The organism is Rickettsia sp. 109562A South Dakota (genome assembly GCF_055791265.1).
In genome coordinates, this window is sequence record NZ_JBTEYY010000002.1 from 1 (window position 1) to 19,275 (window position 19,275).

The window sequence follows — 19,275 nt, forward strand, 5'->3', positions numbered from 1 at the left end:
ATGAATATACCACATATCGAACAAAAACACAACAATAATCACTCATCCCTACAACACATAGGGAATCTAGCTCATAATCAAAGCAAAAGTGCTGCTAGTCATGATAGTATTAAGTCCTCAACTACTCATAATAATTATTATACTCTACTATATCCTGCTTTAGTACAAGAATTATTGAGTTTCTCGTTGCATAAACGCAACACTCATACAAATATTGCACATTTCTTAGGTGATTTAGGAGGTGGTACTCACAAATCTTCCTCTTTGGACTCCTCATTATCACCACGAAACATATTATTTTTCTTACAGATTGTTTCATTGTATCAGCTAGAACTACGTAAAGGTAATGCTTCTATTGTTTATGCTTCTGATACACTAGCTAAACTGCTTGGATATAATGCTAAAGAAAAAAACAATATGCGTAGCATTGTCTTAAGAAGAGTTAAAAAACTTGAGCAATTAGATTTCTTAAGCGTTACTAGACATAAAAACAAAAGAGGCTCAGATGAAGTAAACGAGATAGTACCAATACTGCCGGATAGCTTATATGACAAAATCAAATATGAACCATCTAATTTTAATGTAGATAGCAGAAGACTTGATAATGAATCTAATATTCAGCATATTTTACGTACCAAGTTATTTACTCCTATGGATCTTGAATTCATTAAAAGCTTATTTGACGATGCTACTATACCAGCTACACATAAACTCTTCCTTTTAAACTGTATTATTACTGCTTATAAGAATTATCATACTACAGGTGAATTATCTTTTTCCGCTACTGCAAAAGAATTAATGAGCAAAAATAATATAAGTAAGCGTACATTATTTAATATATTCGATTTCATCAAAAACCAATATCCTAATTACTTCATAGAAGTAAAGCATGGTTATGCTAAGTCAGATGATATTGATTCTAACCGCTATGATAAATCTACTTTTGTCATATCTATTAATCCTATTGTTATTCCTAAGTCTTTCCTCAACAAAAACAATTTAACAGTCAAAGAAGAAATAGAGCAAACAAAGACAGTAGAAGAAAAAGTAGAATATGTAGATATTAATAATACATCTTTAGTTGCAGATGATAAAACCTTACAACCTGATACTTATGCTGATTTTCAGGCGGGAGTGCAAAAATGGAAGCCTGGCAGTGCAAATTTGGAAGCCCATAATAATAAAGATATAATAATAAAAGATAACAAAAATATAGATAAAAAAAATAAAGAACTAGCTGAACTAGACGGAAATAATCAGATAAATCCACAAGCATTTCTACAAACTTCAAATTCAGAGCATTTGGAAAGTGAGCAAAGCTCACTTTCATCTAAATCTTTAAAAAATTCTATTAAGGATTTTATAGATGCTTTACCGTATCCAACCAATGTTACTGTCGAAGATGCCTCTAGAGGCATCAAGGATATATCTGAAAGAAAAAATAAAATAAACATTACAAACAATTTTAATGCTATCATTCCAAAGAAAACAGTATCACACTCTAAAACAAGTAATGACAAGCAAAATAAAGAACTAAGACATTTTTACCCATTGTCATCGAAAGATGTAGATACACTTAACTTCAGAACAAATAGAGAATTCAGTAATAATTTTGTAAATCAGTTACTCCTCAAGCTATATATCAAATATCCTGAAAAGAGCTTTAAAAATAAATTCACATTTTTAGACTACATGGTAAAAGCATTAAAGAACGAGAAGCATCAAGGACCCTTAGTTAATCATACAACATTTAGGTTTAGCTGTAACATTAACGCCGAGGAGAAAAACCTACTTGAATATGAGAAATACTTAATCCAAATAGAGAATTCCTTTGATACCAGCAAAGAAATGCTGGTAAAAAAGAAAATAGCAGGGCGATTTGGTACAAAAACAGCATATGAAATACTGACTCAAGTAGAATTTAAGACAAACGCCCACAATAGCTTAATAACCGCATTAATTCCAAGCAGTTTAGCTTTAAGTGAGAGACAAATAGAAATATTAAGCCAGCAACTAGAAGCAGTATATGGCATAAATAGCAGTTATGTAGAAATAGTAGAAGATAAGAAAGAAGTGGGCGTTGAAGATGTGCAAGAAAGATTGGAAGTAGGTGAAGAAACAAGCAATAATTCAGCTGAAGATAAGCACACAAAAATAAAAGAGCTGAGGAATATACAAACTTTTCCCAAAATATCAACAGGAGTGCCATTAAGAGCTATCCCAACAAACACCGTATGGCATCAAATCAGAGCAGGATTGATAGAGGAGTTAGGGGAAGCTATATATACAGCTTGGTTTTCTAAAGCTGTAGCTGTGGAGTGTAAAGAAACTAGCACGCTAACACTTACCATGCCAACAAAATTCATGACTGATTGGATCAAGAGTCGTTATGGCTATGCTATATCTAGAATATCAGGAGTTCTTGGTTTTAAATACATAGAATATACTGACTAAAGAAGAGGAAAAGTATGAGTGCGCCAAGGAAAGTGCGTAAAAATCAGTTGGTGAAAATCCCACCTATGCAAAGTCTAACCAACAGCATAGAAGCAACTATTGCATTACAGGAGGCGACAAATGTGATGAAGCCAGTAGAAGCGACATACCAGGCTGCAACGCAAGTGAAGGTGTTGAGCCCCGAAATATCCAACATTATAGAGGCCGACGTTTTTCATAGTGCGGAAGGCAGCATGAAGGGTGACGTAATGGTAAGTCACAACTCACTCTATCGGGGTCGGAGTCCGGTGGCATGGTATGAGATGGAGTTTACGTAAACTTGGGAGATCTTCTGTATTCTCGAAAGAGTATGTTGGGACAAGTCAAAATAGGCAAGAACTGACAAATGATACAGAAGAAGTCGGACTGACTGATAGTACTCGGAGTATAGGAAAGCTATGTACATGGGGAAGCGGTCAGCAATGGAAAGCTTGGTTGAGTACCGTTCAAGATAACACGCTGAGGTTATTATAGTGATGCAGGTTAAACTCAATCAAATAGCTAAAAGAGCGAAGCAAGATAAAAGGCTAAAATTCACATCATTAATACATCATGTTAATGAGGCTAATCTTGCAGAATGCTATCAAGTGCTCAAGCGTAATAAAGCTTGTGGGATTGATGGTGAGACAGTGGAAGCATACGGTATTAATCTAGAAGATAGGCTTAATCAATTAGTGGAATCGATAAAGTTGAAGCAATATCGTCCTAAACCAGTAAAGAGGGTATATATCCCAAAAGCTGGTAAGAATGAGAAGCGTGGCCTTGGTATACCATCAGTTGAAGATAAGTTAGTTCAAATTATGCTAAAGCAAATCTTAGAACAGATTTATGAAGCTGAGTTTTTGGATATGTCTTATGGATTCAGACCTAAGTTAAGCTGTCACGATGCAATAAGAGCATTACACAAAACGGTTATGACTAAGCCAATTAATTACATTGTGGAAGTAGATATTAAAGGGTTCTTTGATAATGTTAATCACTATTGGCTACAACGTTGCTTAGAGGAGAAAATTGTTGATCGTAATTTATTGTGGTTAGTAAGAAAATTCTTAAAAGCTGGAGTAGTTGAGGATGGAAAGCAGTTAGTAACGGAGGTAGGCACTCCTCAAGGAGGAGTGATTAGTCCATTACTTGCAAACATCTATCTTCATTATGTACTAGACTTATGGTTTAAGAAAGTTAAATCACAAGCAAAAGGACACATGGAGCTAATACGCTACTGTGATGACTTTGTAGTATGTTGTGAAAGTGAGAAAGATGCAAAGAATTTTCTAGATCTGCTACATGTAAGGTTAGAAAAGTTTGGTCTACAGGTATCAGAAGATAAGACTAGAGTTCTTAAATTTGGACGAAAAGTTTGGAAACATGCTCAGGGAAGTAAAGAAAAAGTAGAAACTTTTACCTTTCTTGGGTTTACGCATTATTGCGGTAAGAGTAGACAAGGGTATTTCGTTATGGGTCATAAGACGAGTAAGGAGAATCTTTGTCAGAAGCTTAAGGAAACTAAGGAATGGTTAAAGAATATACGTAATAAATTGTGTCTTAAAGCATGGTGGCCAGTACTTAAATCTAAATTAACGGGCCATTATAATTATTTTGGAGTGAGTGGTAATTATCGCTGTCTCTATAAATTTTATAAGTCGATCTTTTGGATAGTATTCAAGTGGATAAATCGTCGCAGTCAGAAAAAGAGTATGAATGTCAAAGAGTATCAAAATTATCTACAGTGGAATCCACTACCAACACCGAGGATATGTAATGCAATGTATTAATTCTAGCTTTATAGTAAATGTTTCATTGAGGAGCCGTGTGCGGGAAAATCGCAAGCACGGTTCTGTGGGGGTTACCATAGCATGGAACTAATTTAATTAAAATATGGAGTAAATGTTATGGTTTCTACCCGACCAAAAGTAAGATTTAATGAATGTTTAAACAAAGAGACACGATTTTTCAACATATCGATTGGAGTAATTATTGGTAGTGGTGTGACAGGTGTTACTGTTTGGGCGTTAAAGAACTTACTTTTTGGTGTAGCAGCAAGCGTTGTTGGTGCGGTTGTCGGAAGTTTTTTGATGAAGGAGTATATGAGGGGCAATATTCAAAAGAATTTATATTGGAAGTGGCTTGGTTCAAGTTTTTTACTTGGGGGGCATATACCTTCGTCATACCAGCGAAGAATATTTTAAAAAAGCTTAAGAGCTAAGAGTAAATAAAAAAATATTAACAGTAAAAGTAATAAGCAAATAAATAATAATCATGCAGGAAAAAATATTAAGTGATCAAGTAAGGATATTAACTAAGCAAAGAGGTTTATTTTTAATATTAACTTTAATGCTTAGTTTTATTTGCTGCGGTTTAACATTAAAGCTGATTACTACTCGGGATAAAACAATATTAGTACCTGGGCTTGCACAAGAAGTATGGCTAGGACAAGGGAAGATATCAGAGAGTTACATGCAGGAGCTAAGTTTAATGTATTTGTCTATGCTGCTTGATTTAAACAAAGATGTTATCGGTTATAAGGAAGCATTAATCAGTAAATATATAAGCCATAGGAGCACCAAATATATGAAAGCGATTAGACAGTATTTTTCGCATGTTAAGGAGCAATATAAGCAGTTTGGCTTATCTACATATTTTTCGGTTAAATCTTTAGAAGTAAATGCATCAGATAATAGTGTGATTGCCAAAGGGGTGCTAACTACAAAGTTTGGGGATCATGGTATTGACGTTAAAGAGGCATCATATTTTATGAACTTTGATTTAGCAGGAAGCACGCTTAGATTAAAGGAGTTTTACCATCTTGAAAGCGAAGAGGAGCTTAAGAAAAAAGAGGCGGCACTGAAGGAAGAAGAGGAGAATATGAAGAAGATAGAAGAAACAGTCAATAAGAGACAGGGACATTATGAGAATAGTTAAATCACTAATACTTGGTATAGCCTTTATTATTCTAACAAGTCACGGTGCATTTGCAGAACAAACATACTGTTATAAGCAAGGCAGCAGAATCAAGGCGGTAATCAGCAAGGATTATTTAAACAGAATATGGTTTTCAGGCAAACATATTATTGAAGTAATAGGGGATGCTGCAAAATACAAGATATTACAAGATGCTGTAGGTAAGAACTTATTTATAACGCCTCTTGCAGCTGTTGGTGAAGATATAGAAATGTCGGTTATAGAGGCTGGCGGTACTACTGTTGATCTAAGTTTAAGGGTAGCAGATAGCAAAGGGCAGTTAATTTTCATAGAAGAGAAAAAGGATTGCTATTCTAAGAGTGCAGATAAGGGGGAAATAGCAAGATTAATGCGATATATGCATTCAGGCAAGGCTGATAAATACATTGTAGATACAAGTAAGAGACAGATTAATAAATTAGAGTCCCAAGGACTAAAAATAAGACAAGATATGTCTTATAGATATGGTCCTTATATTGGAGCTAAATTAACTATCACTAATATTTTATCGGGCATATTTAAAAAGGGGCAAGATATAGAGCTTACTGATTGTATTTTAAAGCAGATATTTGAAGGCGAGAATATAATTATCAGGAAGGATTGTAGCATATTACGTCCTGGACGTAATTGCAATGTGTGGATCGCCTTGAAGGAGGTGGAGCATGATTAATTTAAAAGAAATATTTAAAAATATCAGAAAAAATAGAACGGGTGCAGTAGCACCTAAGGGTGAGGCAACCCCCAGCACAAGTGTTAGTACGTTTCGGAAAGTACAGGAGAGAAGATGGTTATATGTCTGTCTGTTTATTTTAGGAATGCTTGGTATCGTTATTAAGTTACAAGGTGGCAGCAGCAAGATCAAGCATGAGGAAGCAGTGACTGATGAAGGGCGTAATATAGCATTATCATTTGATAATACGGATGGGAACAAAATATGGCAGAATCATTTTGAAGACAAGCTAAGAAGCAATCAGCAGGAGTTACAAGAGAAGGTAGCAGTATTAATGCGTGATATGCGGGCAAAAGAAGAAGAGGAAAGAAAGCATAGAGAGCAAGAACTGCAAAAAATGGCTGAGCAATTAAAATTTGCCCAGGATGAATTAAGAAGTGCTACGCTTGAACTCAAGAGAGTTAGTGATATTGCCGAAAGTAACAGATATGAACAAGAAGCAGTAATTAGAAGGGGGGAGATTAACTCAATAAAGCTTGGTAGCCTTGTTCAGTGGGACAAACCAAAAGATATAAGAGAGTTTATCCCTGAGACTAGTTTTGTGAGTGGTTATACTTTAGGTGGAATTGTAACCTCTACTGGGATTAATACGGCAAGTGAGAATGCAACGCCGGTGGTAATAAGATTAAGCAGTAGAGGTAACTTACCAAAAAATATCAATGTAGATATTAGTAAATGCAGGGTACAAGGTAGTAGTTACGGGGATCTCTCTAGTGAAAGAGTTATTATTCGGGCTGAGAAATTAATCTGTATTGATCCAAAGACGGAGCTAGTCACCACAAGTGATGTGATTGGAGTAGTACACGGTGATGATGGTATGAATGGTATCAAAGGTAAGGTCATTGCCACAAGTAATAGACATATTAAAAATGCATTTATCGGCAGTATGTTAAGTGGTCTTGCCTCAAGTAGTAAAGGCGTGGAAGGGTTAACTCTTACATCTCTTGGAGCAGTAAATACAAAACGCCAAGGTTTTAAAGATTTAACAGGTCAGGGATTGTTAAATGGTAGTAGTAATGCTGGTGAGAAGATAGCTGATTATTATTTAAGGCTTGCTGAGCAGATGTCGCCGGTACTAACTGTGCCTGGCGGCGTTAAGGTGGATGTGATGTTTACCAAAGGTTTTTTCTTAGGTGAAGTTGGAATGCAAAAGAAGATTGCAAGAGCTCGCAAGATTAATAAGCAGGTGCAAAAAGAGGATTATGAAGAATATTAAAAAACTCTTAAAGCAATTCAAGCTAGGTTCAATGTTACTTATCGCTGTAAGTATTAGTGGATGCAGTACATATAGTAGTCATTTTGGTTGTCCGGATAGCAAAGGATTAAACTGCATGCCGGTAAGCATGGTTAACGAGCAAATAGATAGTGGCAGGATTGAAAGTGTTACAAACCAAAAGAAGAGATGTAGAGGCGGTAAATGTTATGTGCGACAAAATGATATGAAGCCGGAATTGAAGTTAGAGAATTTAAGGTAAGAGATGGTGCTTGGAAGATTAATAGAGATAGTAGAAGATTATTGCGGTTTTGCATCAGGTGAGATGAAAGAAACATCAAGAAAACGCTTAAATGCACATCTCGAGAATAATTTTTTAGGAGCAGTGCCACTGCGGGACTATCTGCATTATAAAAGTTATGTGCCGGGGATTGGTATATTTTTTAATGATGATGGTATTGCTGGCTTTTTAACAGAAATCTCAATGAGAGTAGGCAGTAGTGAGTCACTTGAGAAGAACTTAAATTTATTTTTCAATAATGAGATACCGGAAGGTATTTACATGCAGTTTTTAGTAGTTGGCAGTAACAATATTGAAGAGAAATTAAGGTTATGGCGGGAAGGCAGAAAATCACATAATGATAGAATGTTAGAGCGGATCACAAAATATCGAGAAGCTTTTTTAAGAGAAAGGGCAAGGGATATAGGTAGCAGTGATGGACGAACATGCCGGGACTGGCGAACATTTGTGAGCTGTAGCATGAAAGGGGTAGATGGCAATAACAGTAAATTAGAGCTTTTGGTTAAGTTTAAGGAAAAGCTGCTTAAGAAATTTGCATCAATTAAGCTCAATGCTCGTAGCTGTGATGCTGCTGATTTAAAGTATCTTGCAAATGACTTAATTAATATGCAGTTAACGCCTTTATCGCCGCAAGAACAAGTAGGCACAAAGGGCTTAGATAGCGGAAGTCATACGCAAAAAAGCTCTAACAAACATGATTTATTAGAGCGATTATCAGATCAAGTACTTGAAGGGATTAATGAGGCAAGTATCACTGAAGAAGAGATTAAACATTTAAAAACTGATCTTGTGACAAGAGGATATTATATCAAAAGATTACCTGAGAGTTTTGCAATTAACGACATGGTATCACTTCTTGGACCTGATCTTGAGGGAGGCTTTCCGGCAAGGTTAGTTATTAGTTATAGCATAGCAAATAATATTAACAAGGCAGATGAAGGTAAAATTATTGCGGAAGGATTACGCAGTATTCATGCATCTGAGAAATGGTACACAAGGCATGATTTGAGTCTTCAGCATGAAGCTAAATGGTGGAGAGTATTAATTGATCGCAACAAAAATGGCGAGAGATTTTTAACTGAGAATTTCCAAGTATTTATTACAACTAAGCGAGTATCGATGGAAATAGCAGAAGAAAAATTACTTAGCCACTATAATAGTTTAGATTTTCAGCTAGCCAGAAATGACAAGCTACATCTTGTAGGTCTTTTATCTATTTTTCCAATGCAGCAAGCGGCATTTTGGAAATCTTTAAAATTCTTTCAATTAGTAAAAAATGTGCCTGCAAGTGAGGTAGTTGCAAAATTACCGATTCATGGAGAGTGGAAAGGTATAAGTAAGAGCGGAGTATTACTTCTTGGTCGCAAAGGTGAGATGTTTAACTGGCATCCATTTTATAGAGTAGGTGGAGCTGGTAACTATAATGTATGTGTAATGGCACCATCGGGTAGTGGAAAGTCGTTTTTCTTGCAGGAGCTGGCAACAAGTTTAGTAGTGCAGAATGTACAAGTATTTGTGCTTGATATAGGTGCGTCTTATCAAAATATTGCGGAAGCTATGGATAATAGTGAATTTTTAAGATTCAATGCACTTAATGATCTATCACTTAATCCATTCCACGGGATTATAGGTAGTGGTGCGGTATATTTAGAGGCACAAAAGCTAAAGAGGGAAGGTAGAAGCAGGGAAGAAATAATGCAGCGTACGGGCTTAACTCCTGAAGGATTAGAAATATTATTTTCCGGGAATCAGGAGACAAGAGAGATAGCAGAGAATGAGACTATTGAGGTTTTAAAGATTGGCGAGCATTTTGTAACAAAGGATGCGATTATTTATGCAAAAACTACTATTAGCACGATGTGTGGAGTTAGCGGAGATAATACAAAAGAAGCCATTATTGAAAAAGGTTTAAATGAAGGAATTAAGCAGTACGGAGAGGGGTTAAACTTAGACAGATATGCCAAAGTTTTAGAAGAGATGGACAATGGCATCGGAAGAGATCTTGCAATATCTTTATATCCATATACATCAAACGGAGTACATGGTCGGTATTTTAAGCAAGGCAAGAATGCTAAATTCAACTCGCCGCTAACCGTATTTGAATTTGAAGAAGTCAAGGGTGATGAGGTATTTTTGTCGGTAATCTTAGGGATCATATTAATGCAAATAACAATGCAATTTTTATGCGGAGATAGAAGCAAGAGATTTGTCTTAATTGTTGATGAGGCATGGAGAATTATTGATCATAGCGTGGGATTTTTAGAAGCATTTGCAAGAACCGTCCGGAAATATGGCGGTAGTTTAATAACATGCGTTCAAGAGTTCAAAGATTTAGATAATGGACCAAAGCATCAAGCGATATTAAATAACAGTAGCTGGACGGCCGTGCTGCGTCAAGAACCTAGTGGCATTGGTCAAATGAGAAATTCTGAGAAATTCAAGCACTGCGTGCCATTAATAGAGACGCTAACTAAAGATGCCGAGAATAAATATTCAGAGATTATGATTATGGGCAGTAACTTGCGTGTTGTTGGAAGGCTGGTGGTAGATCCGTATAGTGAGTGTTTGTATTCGACCGAGAATGAGGATTATGGGTTTTTGCATCAATGTAGAATCAGAGGTTTAGATAAGGATACGGCAATTAGAGAGTTAATAAAAAGAAAAGGTAAGAAGCTACCGGCATTTAAAGTAGGAAGTAGTGGCATAGAGCACAAAAGCGGTAGAGAGGAGATAATTTTAACATGAGTCAGGATCAGAGATTACAGAACGAATTTAAGGTAGCACCGCAAGTAGAATTATTAAGCACAGCAGAAGATAAACGTCAAGTTAATGTTATAATGATTGCAATATTATTATCGATATTCCTAATAGGTTGCTGCACTGGTTACTTTAGTACGCATGTGTTTGGGAATGACTTAGATAGAATGCAAGTTGTGTATGTATCTCGCAGTGAAATAATGGATTTAGAAAAAGCAAGACTTGAGCGGGAACAAGATCCTGAAGGTAGAATGTTTTTTGGCAAGATTAACAAAGCAATTGATTTAATTCGCAAGGAAGCTTTTAATTATGAAGATGATTATCATCGTTTAATATTTGTCGGTGATAATTATGTAGAAGGCAAAAATACTAAATCTATTAGTAAAATAGTATATGTAAAAGTAATGAGTCAATTAGGAGGTAAAACAAATGCAAGAAAACAAACAATGTCAAATTATGAATAAGATATTAAATACTCCATATAACTTCAGTCTAATACTACTTACTGTAATAATATGGTACATATTTTGTTATGTACCGTTTGCAAATACAGGATATGACCGAGCAAGTAGTATGTTTTCTTATATTATGTTTTTTAGTGGTGGCAGTGTCATCGCAAGTTATGTGAAGCAAAAACAAGAAGCATTAGATCAGGTAGGAATATGTGGTGCTGCAAGCATGTTATTGTCAATGATGAGTCTATTATTATGTAAATCTATAGGTTTGTGGGCAGTGGTGCACTACGGCGTAATGTGGTTGTTAGTACCGAGCAGTATCTTTGTATTTCTACTGTTAGTAAAAACGATAATTATCAAGGGCAATAGTAGGTAATATGTTTAATTACTGAAGGCAAAAGTGAGATTAATATTTGGATTTGTAATATTAGTATTGAGTAGCTCGGTGCTAGGGGTAGATTTTGGCAAGCAAGCAGCGACATATGAGGTAGCAGAGGAAGGATTTGTTGCGATGGTCAAGAGTCGTTTAGCCGCTATTGATCTGCAGCAATATCAAGAAGAGATGCGAACTATTGCAACAAAGAAAGTGCTAGAGCCGGAGCCTGTTCTTGGCATAAGAGCTACAAATGAGCCAAGAGAATTTTGGTATGATCCAAGTTTGCTAGTTACTGAGGATATTAAGTTGCCGGACGGTAAAGTACTACATAAGGCAGGAACTAAAGTGAATCCGCTGGATCATATGGATTTTGATCGGGAATTAATATTCATCGATGGCAGAAGCTCGGAGCAAATAGAGTGGCTCAAGCAGCGATTAAAGATGAACAAACAAAAGAATGAAGCAGATAATAATACGCAAGAGTATAGTACACAAGAACGCAAAGAACCATGTAACAAATTAGAGATTCGAATTATCCTTGTAGGCGGGAAGATACTAGAATTACAAGAAGATATCGGTAGAACACTATATTTTGACCAAGGTGCGGTGTTAACCACTAAGTTTGGTATTGAGCAAGTACCGGCGTTAGTGGTACAGGATGGCACGAGGCTTAAGATAACAGAAATTAAGATATAAGGTAATTATGGGCATAAAGAAATATAGCACAGGTGATGGAACAAACATTAATATTCAAGGATATGCGGAGTTTTTAGAGCAATTAAAGGATCGAGTTGCCACAAGTAGGTATAAGGCGGCAAGAGCTATTAATACGGAGCTAATAACACTTTACCATTATATTGGTACTGAGATTTTAGATCGTCAAAAGAGATATGGTTGGGGTTCTAAAGTAATAGATAAGTTAAGTAAAGATTTAAGGGCAGAGTTTCAAAATTTAAAAGGATTTAGTCCTCAGAACTTAAAATATATGAAACGCTTTGCTGAAATATATACATTTGATGAAATTGGTCAACAGCTTGTTAACCGATTACCTTGGGGGCACAATATCATTTTGATGTATATGGTAAGTGATAAACAAAAGAGACAATGGTATATACAAAAAAGTTTAGAGTATAATTGGTCTCGTAATATTCTATCTATGCAGATAGAAACAAATTTATATGAAAGAGAAGGTAAGGCTATTACAAATTTTAATGATAGACTTCCATCTCCTCAATCTGATCTAGCACAACAAACGTTACGTAATCCATATGTATTTGATTTTTTAAGTTTAAGTAATGAAGCTCATGAGCGTGAAATTGAAAATGCGTTAATTACTCATATAGAAAAATTTTTACTTCAATTAGGTGAGGGATTTGCTTTTTTAGGTCGTCAGTATCCTATTCAAATTGGTACAGAAGACTTTTATATAGATTTACTTTTTTATCATATAAAATTACGTTCATTTATTGTTGTAGAACTAAAAGCGGGTAAATTTAAAGCAGAATATGTTGGCAAAATGAATTTTTATTTATCAGCTGTGGACGATACATTAAAACACCCTACGGATAACCCCTCTATAGGATTAATTTTATGCCGAGACAAAGGAGAAAGGATAAAAGTAGAATATGCCTTACGTGATATGAGTAAGCCTATAGGCCTAGCAGAATATCGTTTTACAGAAGCACTACCTGAAAATATAAGAACGTTATTACCAACTATTGAGGAATTAGAAGAAGAATTGTCTAAAGATTTAAAAATCAAAGAAACTAAAAATGAAGATTAAATAGAGGGCAGTAAAATAAGATGGATGATCTAGTTTAGATCGGGGAGTACAAAATCCAAAGAGGGAATTTTTAGGGCATTAATATGGACATCATAATTAAATAAAGAAAAGAATTTAATATGGAAGACCAAAAATGTTGGTTGACCTTGAAGCAAGCCGGCAAGCAATCTCTTCAAGGTCAGATGACTAAAAGTTTAATCATACTGATAATGGCTATTTTAATGCCTTTTTCAGTATCTGCAAATATTACATGTCAGGGACGATTTGTCAATCCGATAACTGATATATGTTGGTCATGCATATTACCGATTTCAATAGGCGGCATCAATATAGGTGGGGGCGTTGCTCCTAAAAAGAGAGATACTAAGAATCCAAATAGTCCTATTTGTATGTGCAACAAAGCTAACATACCAACGCCTGGGATCTCGATAGGGTTTTGGGAGCCAGTGCGTTTAGTAGATGTGACAAGAACGCCATATTGTATGACTAATTTAGGTGGTATTTCGCTTAGTAGCGATAATAAGAAAATCAGTAGTTTTAATAGGAGTTATGCGGATAACAGCTATAGGCACGATAGTTTCTATCACGTGCATTATTACGCATATCCATTAATTTACTGGTTGGAGTTAATCACGGATTTCATGTGTTTAGAGCGGGGTAGCTTTGATGTTGCTTATATGTCCGAGTTTGATGTTACTTGGAACGACCCAAAATTACAAAACTTATTAAATCCGGAAAGCTTGTTATTTGGCAGTCCTATAGCACAAGCAGCATGTAGTATGGATTGTGCTGCTGCAAGTCTTAAATTACCGATAGATAGCATGTTTTGGTGTGCCGGCTGTCTTGGCAATATGTATCCGTTTTCAGGTAGCAATGCTGATCATGAGGGAGGTGTGCAGTCTAGTAGTTTACTGACTTTAAGAGTCCTTGCAAAGCAGCATAGACTAGGGTTTGCGGATGTAACTTCAACAAGCAGCTCTAAGGTAAACGGCAAGATATGCCGCAAGTCTAAAGATTTAAAGATTAAAAAGAGCCAGTACAAACTACAAATGGTAAATCCAAAGGCAACAACCGGTGGCAAAGATATTGGTTGTTGGCCAGTTGGTCTTACTGATACTGCCTATAGTAGCTTCCGAGAATATCCGTATAAAGGGCAAGATTTTGGTTATTTGATATGGAGGAAAAAGAATTGCTGCGCATTTTAATTTTAATAATTTTATCAGTTTTTAGTATGACCGTTTTGGGAAGTTTTTTTGTGATATCTGAGAAGGATATTGAGTTTGCCGAAAAGCTTCAGGAAAAATTGCACAAAACAGTAGGTAAGGGGCTTAAAGAAAAATATCAAGAATTTGAGCAACTATCCAAAGAGGCAGAATTTACTCTCAATAAAAAAACTTTAGATGCAGATACACCAGGAGTTATAGAAGAGGATAGCACGAAACTCAGAATTTTAGTCAGTAGTTCTATGAGTTTAAATTTACTACGTAGCTATTATAAGGAAGCACAACGATATGGTGGTCATTTAGTGTTTAACGGTCTACCTAATGGGAGTTTTAAAGAATTATTAAAGTTAGCACAAGAGATAGTAGGAGGTAGCGAGATTGGGGGTATTGAGATTGATGATGAAGCATTTAGCGATTTTAAAGCTACGCAAGTGCCAATGATAGTATTGAGTCAAGAAGCAGATAGTTTTTTTAACGGGGGGGGCACTCCCCCTAAATACGACTCTATGCAAGGAGCTGTATCAGTTAAGTACGCTCTAGAGGAATTTGCTATTCATGGAGACTTGAAAGAAGCAGCAGAGCAAAGGCTAGCAAGATGAAAGTAAAAACTATTACTGTATTAACGCTGTTATTGGTAGTAATACAAATTATTACCAATGTTGCTATGGGTCAGTATTTGGATGAGCAGTTTGAGACTAATATCAATAAAGTTGATCCATTATTTGAGCGAAGCGTTCCAAATCTCGAAGAGTTCAAAAACGAGCTAGAGCAGGATAAGCAAGGGGTGGTAGCGAAAATTGGTGATAACATGATGCCGCCTATAGCTGATTCAGGAAAGATTGCAAATGAGAGAGCAAGGTTAGAAAGTTTAGATGTATTGGAATTAGATAGCATCGCTCGAGAGGAATTTGCAAGAGATCCATTTCATAATGAGATGTTTATTGATTTAAGTAGACCGGGCATGCAGGCACATTTAGAGGACACAAAGAAAATAGCAAAAGGCAGTTCTAAGATGATAGAGGGTATTATTGCTAATCTCAAAGATATAGGAGTGGATTGCAAGACAGTTAAAGGCAATATCGAGAGAGATCCTGAATATTTTATGGAATTTAAAAAAGAAGTAGATAGTGAAAGCAAAGATACTATTTACGATCAGTATTTCTGCGAGAGATTAAGAAATCGTTATTCCTGCTCTAGAAATCTTAGTATGAAGTGCGTGTTAGAAGGAAGACAATGGGGGCAGTGGCAGGATCAAGACATTGATATATCTGGAGAAGAGATATGCAGGCAGCACTACACTTGGCTAAGAGCAGTATTTTGGAAGAAAAAACGTTATGGTATGCATATGAAAGGAGACGTTGCAACGCAGCAGGATGTTAGAAGAGTAATAGCAGAGAAGCTATCGGTAGAGCTTGAGCAAATAGGAGAAGCCGTAGGTATTTCAGCTAGGGGTGAGGGTGCTTTAACTGAGTGTAGGAGGCATGAAGTGAAATGGGATAGTTATCATTTTAAATATCGATACCGGGATTGGCATAGGATATGTGTGCAGTGGCAGGAGAGATGGAATGAGATATGTAAGCTCCGAAATTAAACAAATGACCAAACTTTCAACAAAAATATTAAACATTGTCATAATAGTTTTTTTATTTTTACCCCGGCTAAAGGAGTAGCAGATATTTTTGCATCTCATTATCCGTGTCGCGATGTACAAAAGAAATGTCTTACAAGCGGCAAACGCACAATAGACGGTTTTGAGGTGGAGCGTGATTGCTGGGAGTATGCGTGTGAAAAAATCTGTGATTATCCAAGTAAAGATGATTGCGGTAAATATTCACATTGTTATTTCGTTTCTCTTAGAGAGTGCTTACTCACTGACAGCCTTGGTAATTGTGTTAATAGAAAGGAGGAATATTCCTGTAAGCGATGGATACCAGTGGTTAAAGAAAGTACTAAAGCAAGGGTGAGATTTCAGGAGAAAGAAGGGCAGGAGGGAATAATTTGTGAAGGCATCCCGTGTATTGACGGCAATTGTGTAGATCATAGATTCTTAACAAATGGTGAGATGATGGATTCTATCTCTAAATTATATGCGGTAAGTGAGATGAAAGCAGGGGATGGAGTAAATATTAGTCTGTTTAAAGGGAATAATGAGCATTGTAGTAAGAAGGCGACGGGCTACACTAATTGCTGCACTGTTAGTTTAAAAGGTTGGGGCAGCAATCTTGGAGCAAAATGCAGCAAAAATGAACAACTGCTTATAGAGAAGAGAAAAAAGAATTTATGTGTTTATGTAGGTAAGGAAAGCAACAAAAAGGCAGGAGTTACAACTCTTGTAAAGCACCATTATTGTTGTTTTGGGACACTGCTTAACAAAGTAGTCCAGGTGCAAGCAAGAAAGCAGTTAGGTCTTAGTTTTGGTAGTGGCAAGACTCCGGATTGCCGGGGATTAACACTTGAAGAGATACAGAGAATTAACTGGGATGAGATTGATTTTACCGAATTTATTGAGGATTTAAAGGTTAAATTCTTTTTAAAATATAAGATGCCAAGAAGTAGCGATTTAAAAGCGAGAATTAATAATAGTTTGCCTGATATTAGAGAGTTCGATGGGAACGTACAAAATCAAGATAACAATGCAAGCGGATGGCGAGTAGGAGAATCAGGATGAGATGCAGAAGAATTAAGGAGATATTTTGTATTTTACTTATTTGCATGCAGGCTAGCTCGCTATCTGCTAATGATTTTTTGCATCAAAGATATAGAGGCTGGTTATGGTTTGAGGAGCAAGAGAAGCAAAAATTAGATGATGAAATGCAGAAAGAATTAGAAAAAGCAACAAAGCAGAAGAAAGAAAGAGCCAAAGCAAGGGCGGAGGTAGAGGCGTTTAGCAGGGAGCTAGATGACTTAAAATATATGATGATTAGATATCCTGAGAATCTTAATCATGTCTATGCGTATAAGAAGAAAGAAGCTGAGATGTTAGATGCTGCATTAAAATTAGATCATTCATACAGATTAGTGAATTTACTTCATCCAAATGAAATAAACCACAAAGAAAATCCAGTAAATCTTTATGGTCGCAAGATTCATCAGCAAGAACAAGAATTAGAAAATGAACAAAGAATATCAGAGTTATCACACAAAATAGAATTATTTTTTGTGTTTAGCAGCAACTGCCCTTATAGCCTGCAAGCAGCACCTATTATTCATCAGTTTGCCCAAAAATACAAAATAGAGACAGAGGCACTTAGCACTAATGGAGAAAAATCACAATATTTTAAAACACATTTTAATCAGGAGCTAATAAATATGCTTGGAATAGAGTCAGTACCTAGTTTGATTTTGGTAACCAAAGACGGCAAGACAAGATTTGAGATAGCAAGAGGTGCGGTATCTTTCAGTGATCTTGAAGAAAAAATGCTACTGGCTCATGAAATATTAAAGGATCAAGAACTTAGACCAAAGGTTATAGTAGAGCAGGAAGCAAATAGTAGTGTGAGATTCAAGAATGATTAATAGGTTAAAGAAAATTCAAGCTAATTTAGCAAGATTAGTACTCTATAAGGCAAATATCATAAAGGTTTTAATCATTTTTGCGTTGTTACAATCATCTGTAGCACATGCCGGTATTGAAACATTAATGAAAAGCGTAATGCCATCAGGAACATTATCAAATAATAGTAAAGCCGCTTTAATTAAAGATCAGTTAGGAGGGCATTTAGTTGGTGGTTCTATGATTGTAAAAACGCCCGGTATTGATGATATATCGCTTGGTCACTTTACACCGCCAACTTGCAAATTAGGAGGTCTACCTTGTAATGCTCATTTTGACTTAAGAATGGGAGCATTTTCATATATCAGCAGTAAGGAGATGATGGATAGTATGAAGCAAATGGCACAAAATGCTTCAGTATATGGCGGGATCATGCTTGTTAAAACCATGTGTCCGCAATGTGAGAATTTAATGACATGGATGGAAGGGGTAGGGCGCAATGTTAGTGATATATTAAATGTTAATTGTGAGCGTATGATGGCACCAATTACCGGCACTATGGATAAGCTTGCTAAATCTGCTGAAGCAAAGCGTCAAGCAGATTTATATTTAAGCGGTAACTCTAAAGATTCTGCAGAAATAGTACAAAGAGCCAAAAAAGATAGTGATGCTGACCCAGCAGAATACAATCCCGAGCTTAAAACTCAGTTAGGTGAGAATTTCAATTTAGTTTGGAAGGCCCTTAGTAAGTCTGCATCTCAAACAGGCACTACAGAACTTAAAGAGTTACTAATGAGCATCTCAGGAACAATCGTCATACAAAAAGGCTTACCTCCAAAAGTATATAGTTCGCTTACGCAGCAGGAACTTATTGAGGAGTATTTGGGAGTAAGTAGCAAAGGTTCGGATCAGATTACATTATATAGCTGTGATGAGGCTCGCTACTGCTTAAATCCAAGTAAGCAGCAAAAAACCTTTGCAAGTAATGATACGCTGCATTCTAAACTCTCAAAATTACTTGAATCAATCACTACAAAGATCCAGCAAGATAAAGAAAATCCAGGTTTTACTGAAGAAGAAATGGATTTAATAGATCTCTCTAGTTTGCCTCTGATTCGTAAAATAGAGATGGATCTTGCGATCTTTAAATCTAGTCAGAATATCAGTGTTAAAAGTCACGATTTCATAACTCATCTGTGTTATGACGTTGTAACCTCGCATCTTGCTAAATTACTTAAGAAAACCTCGGACGCGGTAGAAGAGCTATCATATGTACAAATATCTGATACAGGTATATTTGAGCAATTTTCAAATAATGCAAGGGAGATTATGAGAATTATAGCGAGTGCCAAATCAGAAGCATACAAACGCTATGATCTAATTAGCCAAATGAAAGTACGGCTTCGTCAAGATGAGAGTTATTTTCAAGTACAGTTTGAAGAATACGACCAAGACAGCAAGTTAGCGGAATAATACAGAATTAAAACAAAGAT

Annotated in this window: 19 protein-coding genes; all 19 read left to right on the plus strand. The window is 36.0% G+C overall.

Annotated features, from left to right (window positions below):
- Window positions 1-2,454, plus strand: coding sequence for a DnaA N-terminal domain-containing protein (locus ACIAS7_RS07160; protein ID WP_473199491.1), 2,454 nt, complete (start codon window positions 1-3; stop codon window positions 2,452-2,454).
- A gap of 297 nt (window positions 2,455-2,751) precedes the next feature.
- Window positions 2,752-2,967: a hypothetical protein gene (locus tag ACIAS7_RS07165; protein ID WP_473198443.1), complete on the plus strand. Its 216-nt coding sequence runs from the start codon at window positions 2,752-2,754 to the stop codon at window positions 2,965-2,967.
- 2 nt (window positions 2,968-2,969) lie between these two features.
- Entirely contained in the window at window positions 2,970-4,265 is a 1,296-nt protein-coding gene (gene ltrA, locus ACIAS7_RS07170) for a group II intron reverse transcriptase/maturase (protein ID WP_473198444.1), read from the plus strand.
- Window positions 4,266-4,382: 117 nt separating this feature from the next.
- Window positions 4,383-4,679, plus strand: coding sequence for a hypothetical protein (locus ACIAS7_RS07175; protein WP_473199492.1), 297 nt, complete (start codon window positions 4,383-4,385; stop codon window positions 4,677-4,679).
- Window positions 4,680-4,749: 70 nt separating this feature from the next.
- Entirely contained in the window at window positions 4,750-5,412 is a 663-nt protein-coding gene (locus ACIAS7_RS07180) for a TraE/TraK family type IV conjugative transfer system protein (protein ID WP_473199493.1), read from the plus strand.
- Window positions 5,399-6,121 carry a TraK domain-containing protein gene (locus tag ACIAS7_RS07185; RefSeq protein ID WP_473199494.1) on the plus strand — a complete coding sequence of 241 codons (723 nt, stop codon included), beginning with the start codon at window positions 5,399-5,401 and terminating at the stop codon, window positions 6,119-6,121. Before ACIAS7_RS07180 ends, ACIAS7_RS07185 begins: the two co-directional genes overlap by 14 nt.
- Entirely contained in the window at window positions 6,114-7,397 is a 1,284-nt protein-coding gene (locus tag ACIAS7_RS07190; protein ID WP_172686792.1) for a TraB/VirB10 family protein, read from the plus strand. The genes ACIAS7_RS07185 and ACIAS7_RS07190 overlap by 8 nt, the downstream gene beginning before the upstream one ends.
- Window positions 7,384-7,656 carry a hypothetical protein gene (locus ACIAS7_RS07195; protein ID WP_473199462.1) on the plus strand — a complete coding sequence of 91 codons (273 nt, stop codon included), beginning with the start codon at window positions 7,384-7,386 and terminating at the stop codon, window positions 7,654-7,656. The genes ACIAS7_RS07190 and ACIAS7_RS07195 overlap by 14 nt, the downstream gene beginning before the upstream one ends.
- 3 nt (window positions 7,657-7,659) lie before the next feature.
- Window positions 7,660-10,440, plus strand: coding sequence for a TraC family protein (locus ACIAS7_RS07200; protein ID WP_172686793.1), 2,781 nt, complete (start codon window positions 7,660-7,662; stop codon window positions 10,438-10,440).
- Entirely contained in the window at window positions 10,437-10,916 is a 480-nt protein-coding gene (locus ACIAS7_RS07205) for a hypothetical protein (protein ID WP_172686794.1), read from the plus strand. Before ACIAS7_RS07200 ends, ACIAS7_RS07205 begins: the two co-directional genes overlap by 4 nt.
- Complete coding sequence (locus tag ACIAS7_RS07210) at window positions 10,882-11,283, plus strand: hypothetical protein (RefSeq protein WP_473199463.1); 402 nt, start codon at window positions 10,882-10,884, stop codon at window positions 11,281-11,283. Before ACIAS7_RS07205 ends, ACIAS7_RS07210 begins: the two co-directional genes overlap by 35 nt.
- Before the next feature lie 69 nt (window positions 11,284-11,352).
- On the plus strand, window positions 11,353-11,979 hold the full coding sequence (locus ACIAS7_RS07215) for a conjugal transfer protein TraW (RefSeq protein ID WP_473199495.1): 627 nt from the start codon (window positions 11,353-11,355) through the stop codon (window positions 11,977-11,979).
- 7 nt (window positions 11,980-11,986) lie between these two features.
- Window positions 11,987-13,066: a PDDEXK nuclease domain-containing protein gene (locus ACIAS7_RS07220; RefSeq protein ID WP_473199496.1), complete on the plus strand. Its 1,080-nt coding sequence runs from the start codon at window positions 11,987-11,989 to the stop codon at window positions 13,064-13,066.
- Between the two features lie 119 nt (window positions 13,067-13,185).
- Window positions 13,186-14,271: a conjugal transfer pilus assembly protein TraU gene (gene traU / locus ACIAS7_RS07225; RefSeq protein ID WP_473199497.1), complete on the plus strand. Its 1,086-nt coding sequence runs from the start codon at window positions 13,186-13,188 to the stop codon at window positions 14,269-14,271.
- A 50-nt stretch (window positions 14,272-14,321) separates the two neighbouring features.
- Window positions 14,322-14,888 (plus strand): type-F conjugative transfer system pilin assembly protein TrbC, encoded by a 567-nt coding sequence (trbC, locus tag ACIAS7_RS07230; RefSeq protein WP_473199498.1) that lies wholly within the window; start codon window positions 14,322-14,324, stop codon window positions 14,886-14,888.
- On the plus strand, window positions 14,885-15,880 hold the full coding sequence (locus ACIAS7_RS07235; protein ID WP_473199499.1) for a hypothetical protein: 996 nt from the start codon (window positions 14,885-14,887) through the stop codon (window positions 15,878-15,880). The genes trbC and ACIAS7_RS07235 overlap by 4 nt, the downstream gene beginning before the upstream one ends.
- A gap of 84 nt (window positions 15,881-15,964) precedes the next feature.
- On the plus strand, window positions 15,965-16,957 hold the full coding sequence (gene traN, locus ACIAS7_RS07240; protein WP_473199522.1) for a conjugal transfer protein TraN: 993 nt from the start codon (window positions 15,965-15,967) through the stop codon (window positions 16,955-16,957).
- Window positions 16,954-17,805 (plus strand): conjugal transfer protein TraF, encoded by an 852-nt coding sequence (gene traF / locus ACIAS7_RS07245; RefSeq protein ID WP_473199500.1) that lies wholly within the window; start codon window positions 16,954-16,956, stop codon window positions 17,803-17,805. The genes traN and traF overlap by 4 nt, the downstream gene beginning before the upstream one ends.
- Window positions 17,798-19,255, plus strand: a complete 1,458-nt coding sequence (locus tag ACIAS7_RS07250; RefSeq protein ID WP_473199501.1) for a conjugal transfer protein TraH — start codon at window positions 17,798-17,800, stop codon at window positions 19,253-19,255. Before traF ends, ACIAS7_RS07250 begins: the two co-directional genes overlap by 8 nt.
- Window positions 19,256-19,275: the final 20 nt, after the last annotated feature.

Coding starts and splice junctions, on each gene's coding strand:
- ACIAS7_RS07160 (WP_473199491.1), top strand. CDS start 1: ATGAATATACCACATATCGAACAAAAACACAACAATAATCACTCATCC.
- ACIAS7_RS07165 (WP_473198443.1), top strand. CDS start 2,752: ATGAGATGGAGTTTACGTAAACTTGGGAGATCTTCTGTATTCTCGAAA.
- ltrA (WP_473198444.1), top strand. CDS start 2,970: ATGCAGGTTAAACTCAATCAAATAGCTAAAAGAGCGAAGCAAGATAAA.
- ACIAS7_RS07175 (WP_473199492.1), top strand. CDS start 4,383: ATGGTTTCTACCCGACCAAAAGTAAGATTTAATGAATGTTTAAACAAA.
- ACIAS7_RS07180 (WP_473199493.1), top strand. CDS start 4,750: ATGCAGGAAAAAATATTAAGTGATCAAGTAAGGATATTAACTAAGCAA.
- ACIAS7_RS07185 (WP_473199494.1), top strand. CDS start 5,399: ATGAGAATAGTTAAATCACTAATACTTGGTATAGCCTTTATTATTCTA.
- ACIAS7_RS07190 (WP_172686792.1), top strand. CDS start 6,114: ATGATTAATTTAAAAGAAATATTTAAAAATATCAGAAAAAATAGAACG.
- ACIAS7_RS07195 (WP_473199462.1), top strand. CDS start 7,384: ATGAAGAATATTAAAAAACTCTTAAAGCAATTCAAGCTAGGTTCAATG.
- ACIAS7_RS07200 (WP_172686793.1), top strand. CDS start 7,660: ATGGTGCTTGGAAGATTAATAGAGATAGTAGAAGATTATTGCGGTTTT.
- ACIAS7_RS07205 (WP_172686794.1), top strand. CDS start 10,437: ATGAGTCAGGATCAGAGATTACAGAACGAATTTAAGGTAGCACCGCAA.
- ACIAS7_RS07210 (WP_473199463.1), top strand. CDS start 10,882: ATGCAAGAAAACAAACAATGTCAAATTATGAATAAGATATTAAATACT.
- ACIAS7_RS07220 (WP_473199496.1), top strand. CDS start 11,987: ATGGGCATAAAGAAATATAGCACAGGTGATGGAACAAACATTAATATT.
- traU (WP_473199497.1), top strand. CDS start 13,186: ATGGAAGACCAAAAATGTTGGTTGACCTTGAAGCAAGCCGGCAAGCAA.
- ACIAS7_RS07235 (WP_473199499.1), top strand. CDS start 14,885: ATGAAAGTAAAAACTATTACTGTATTAACGCTGTTATTGGTAGTAATA.
- traF (WP_473199500.1), top strand. CDS start 16,954: ATGAGATGCAGAAGAATTAAGGAGATATTTTGTATTTTACTTATTTGC.
- ACIAS7_RS07250 (WP_473199501.1), top strand. CDS start 17,798: ATGATTAATAGGTTAAAGAAAATTCAAGCTAATTTAGCAAGATTAGTA.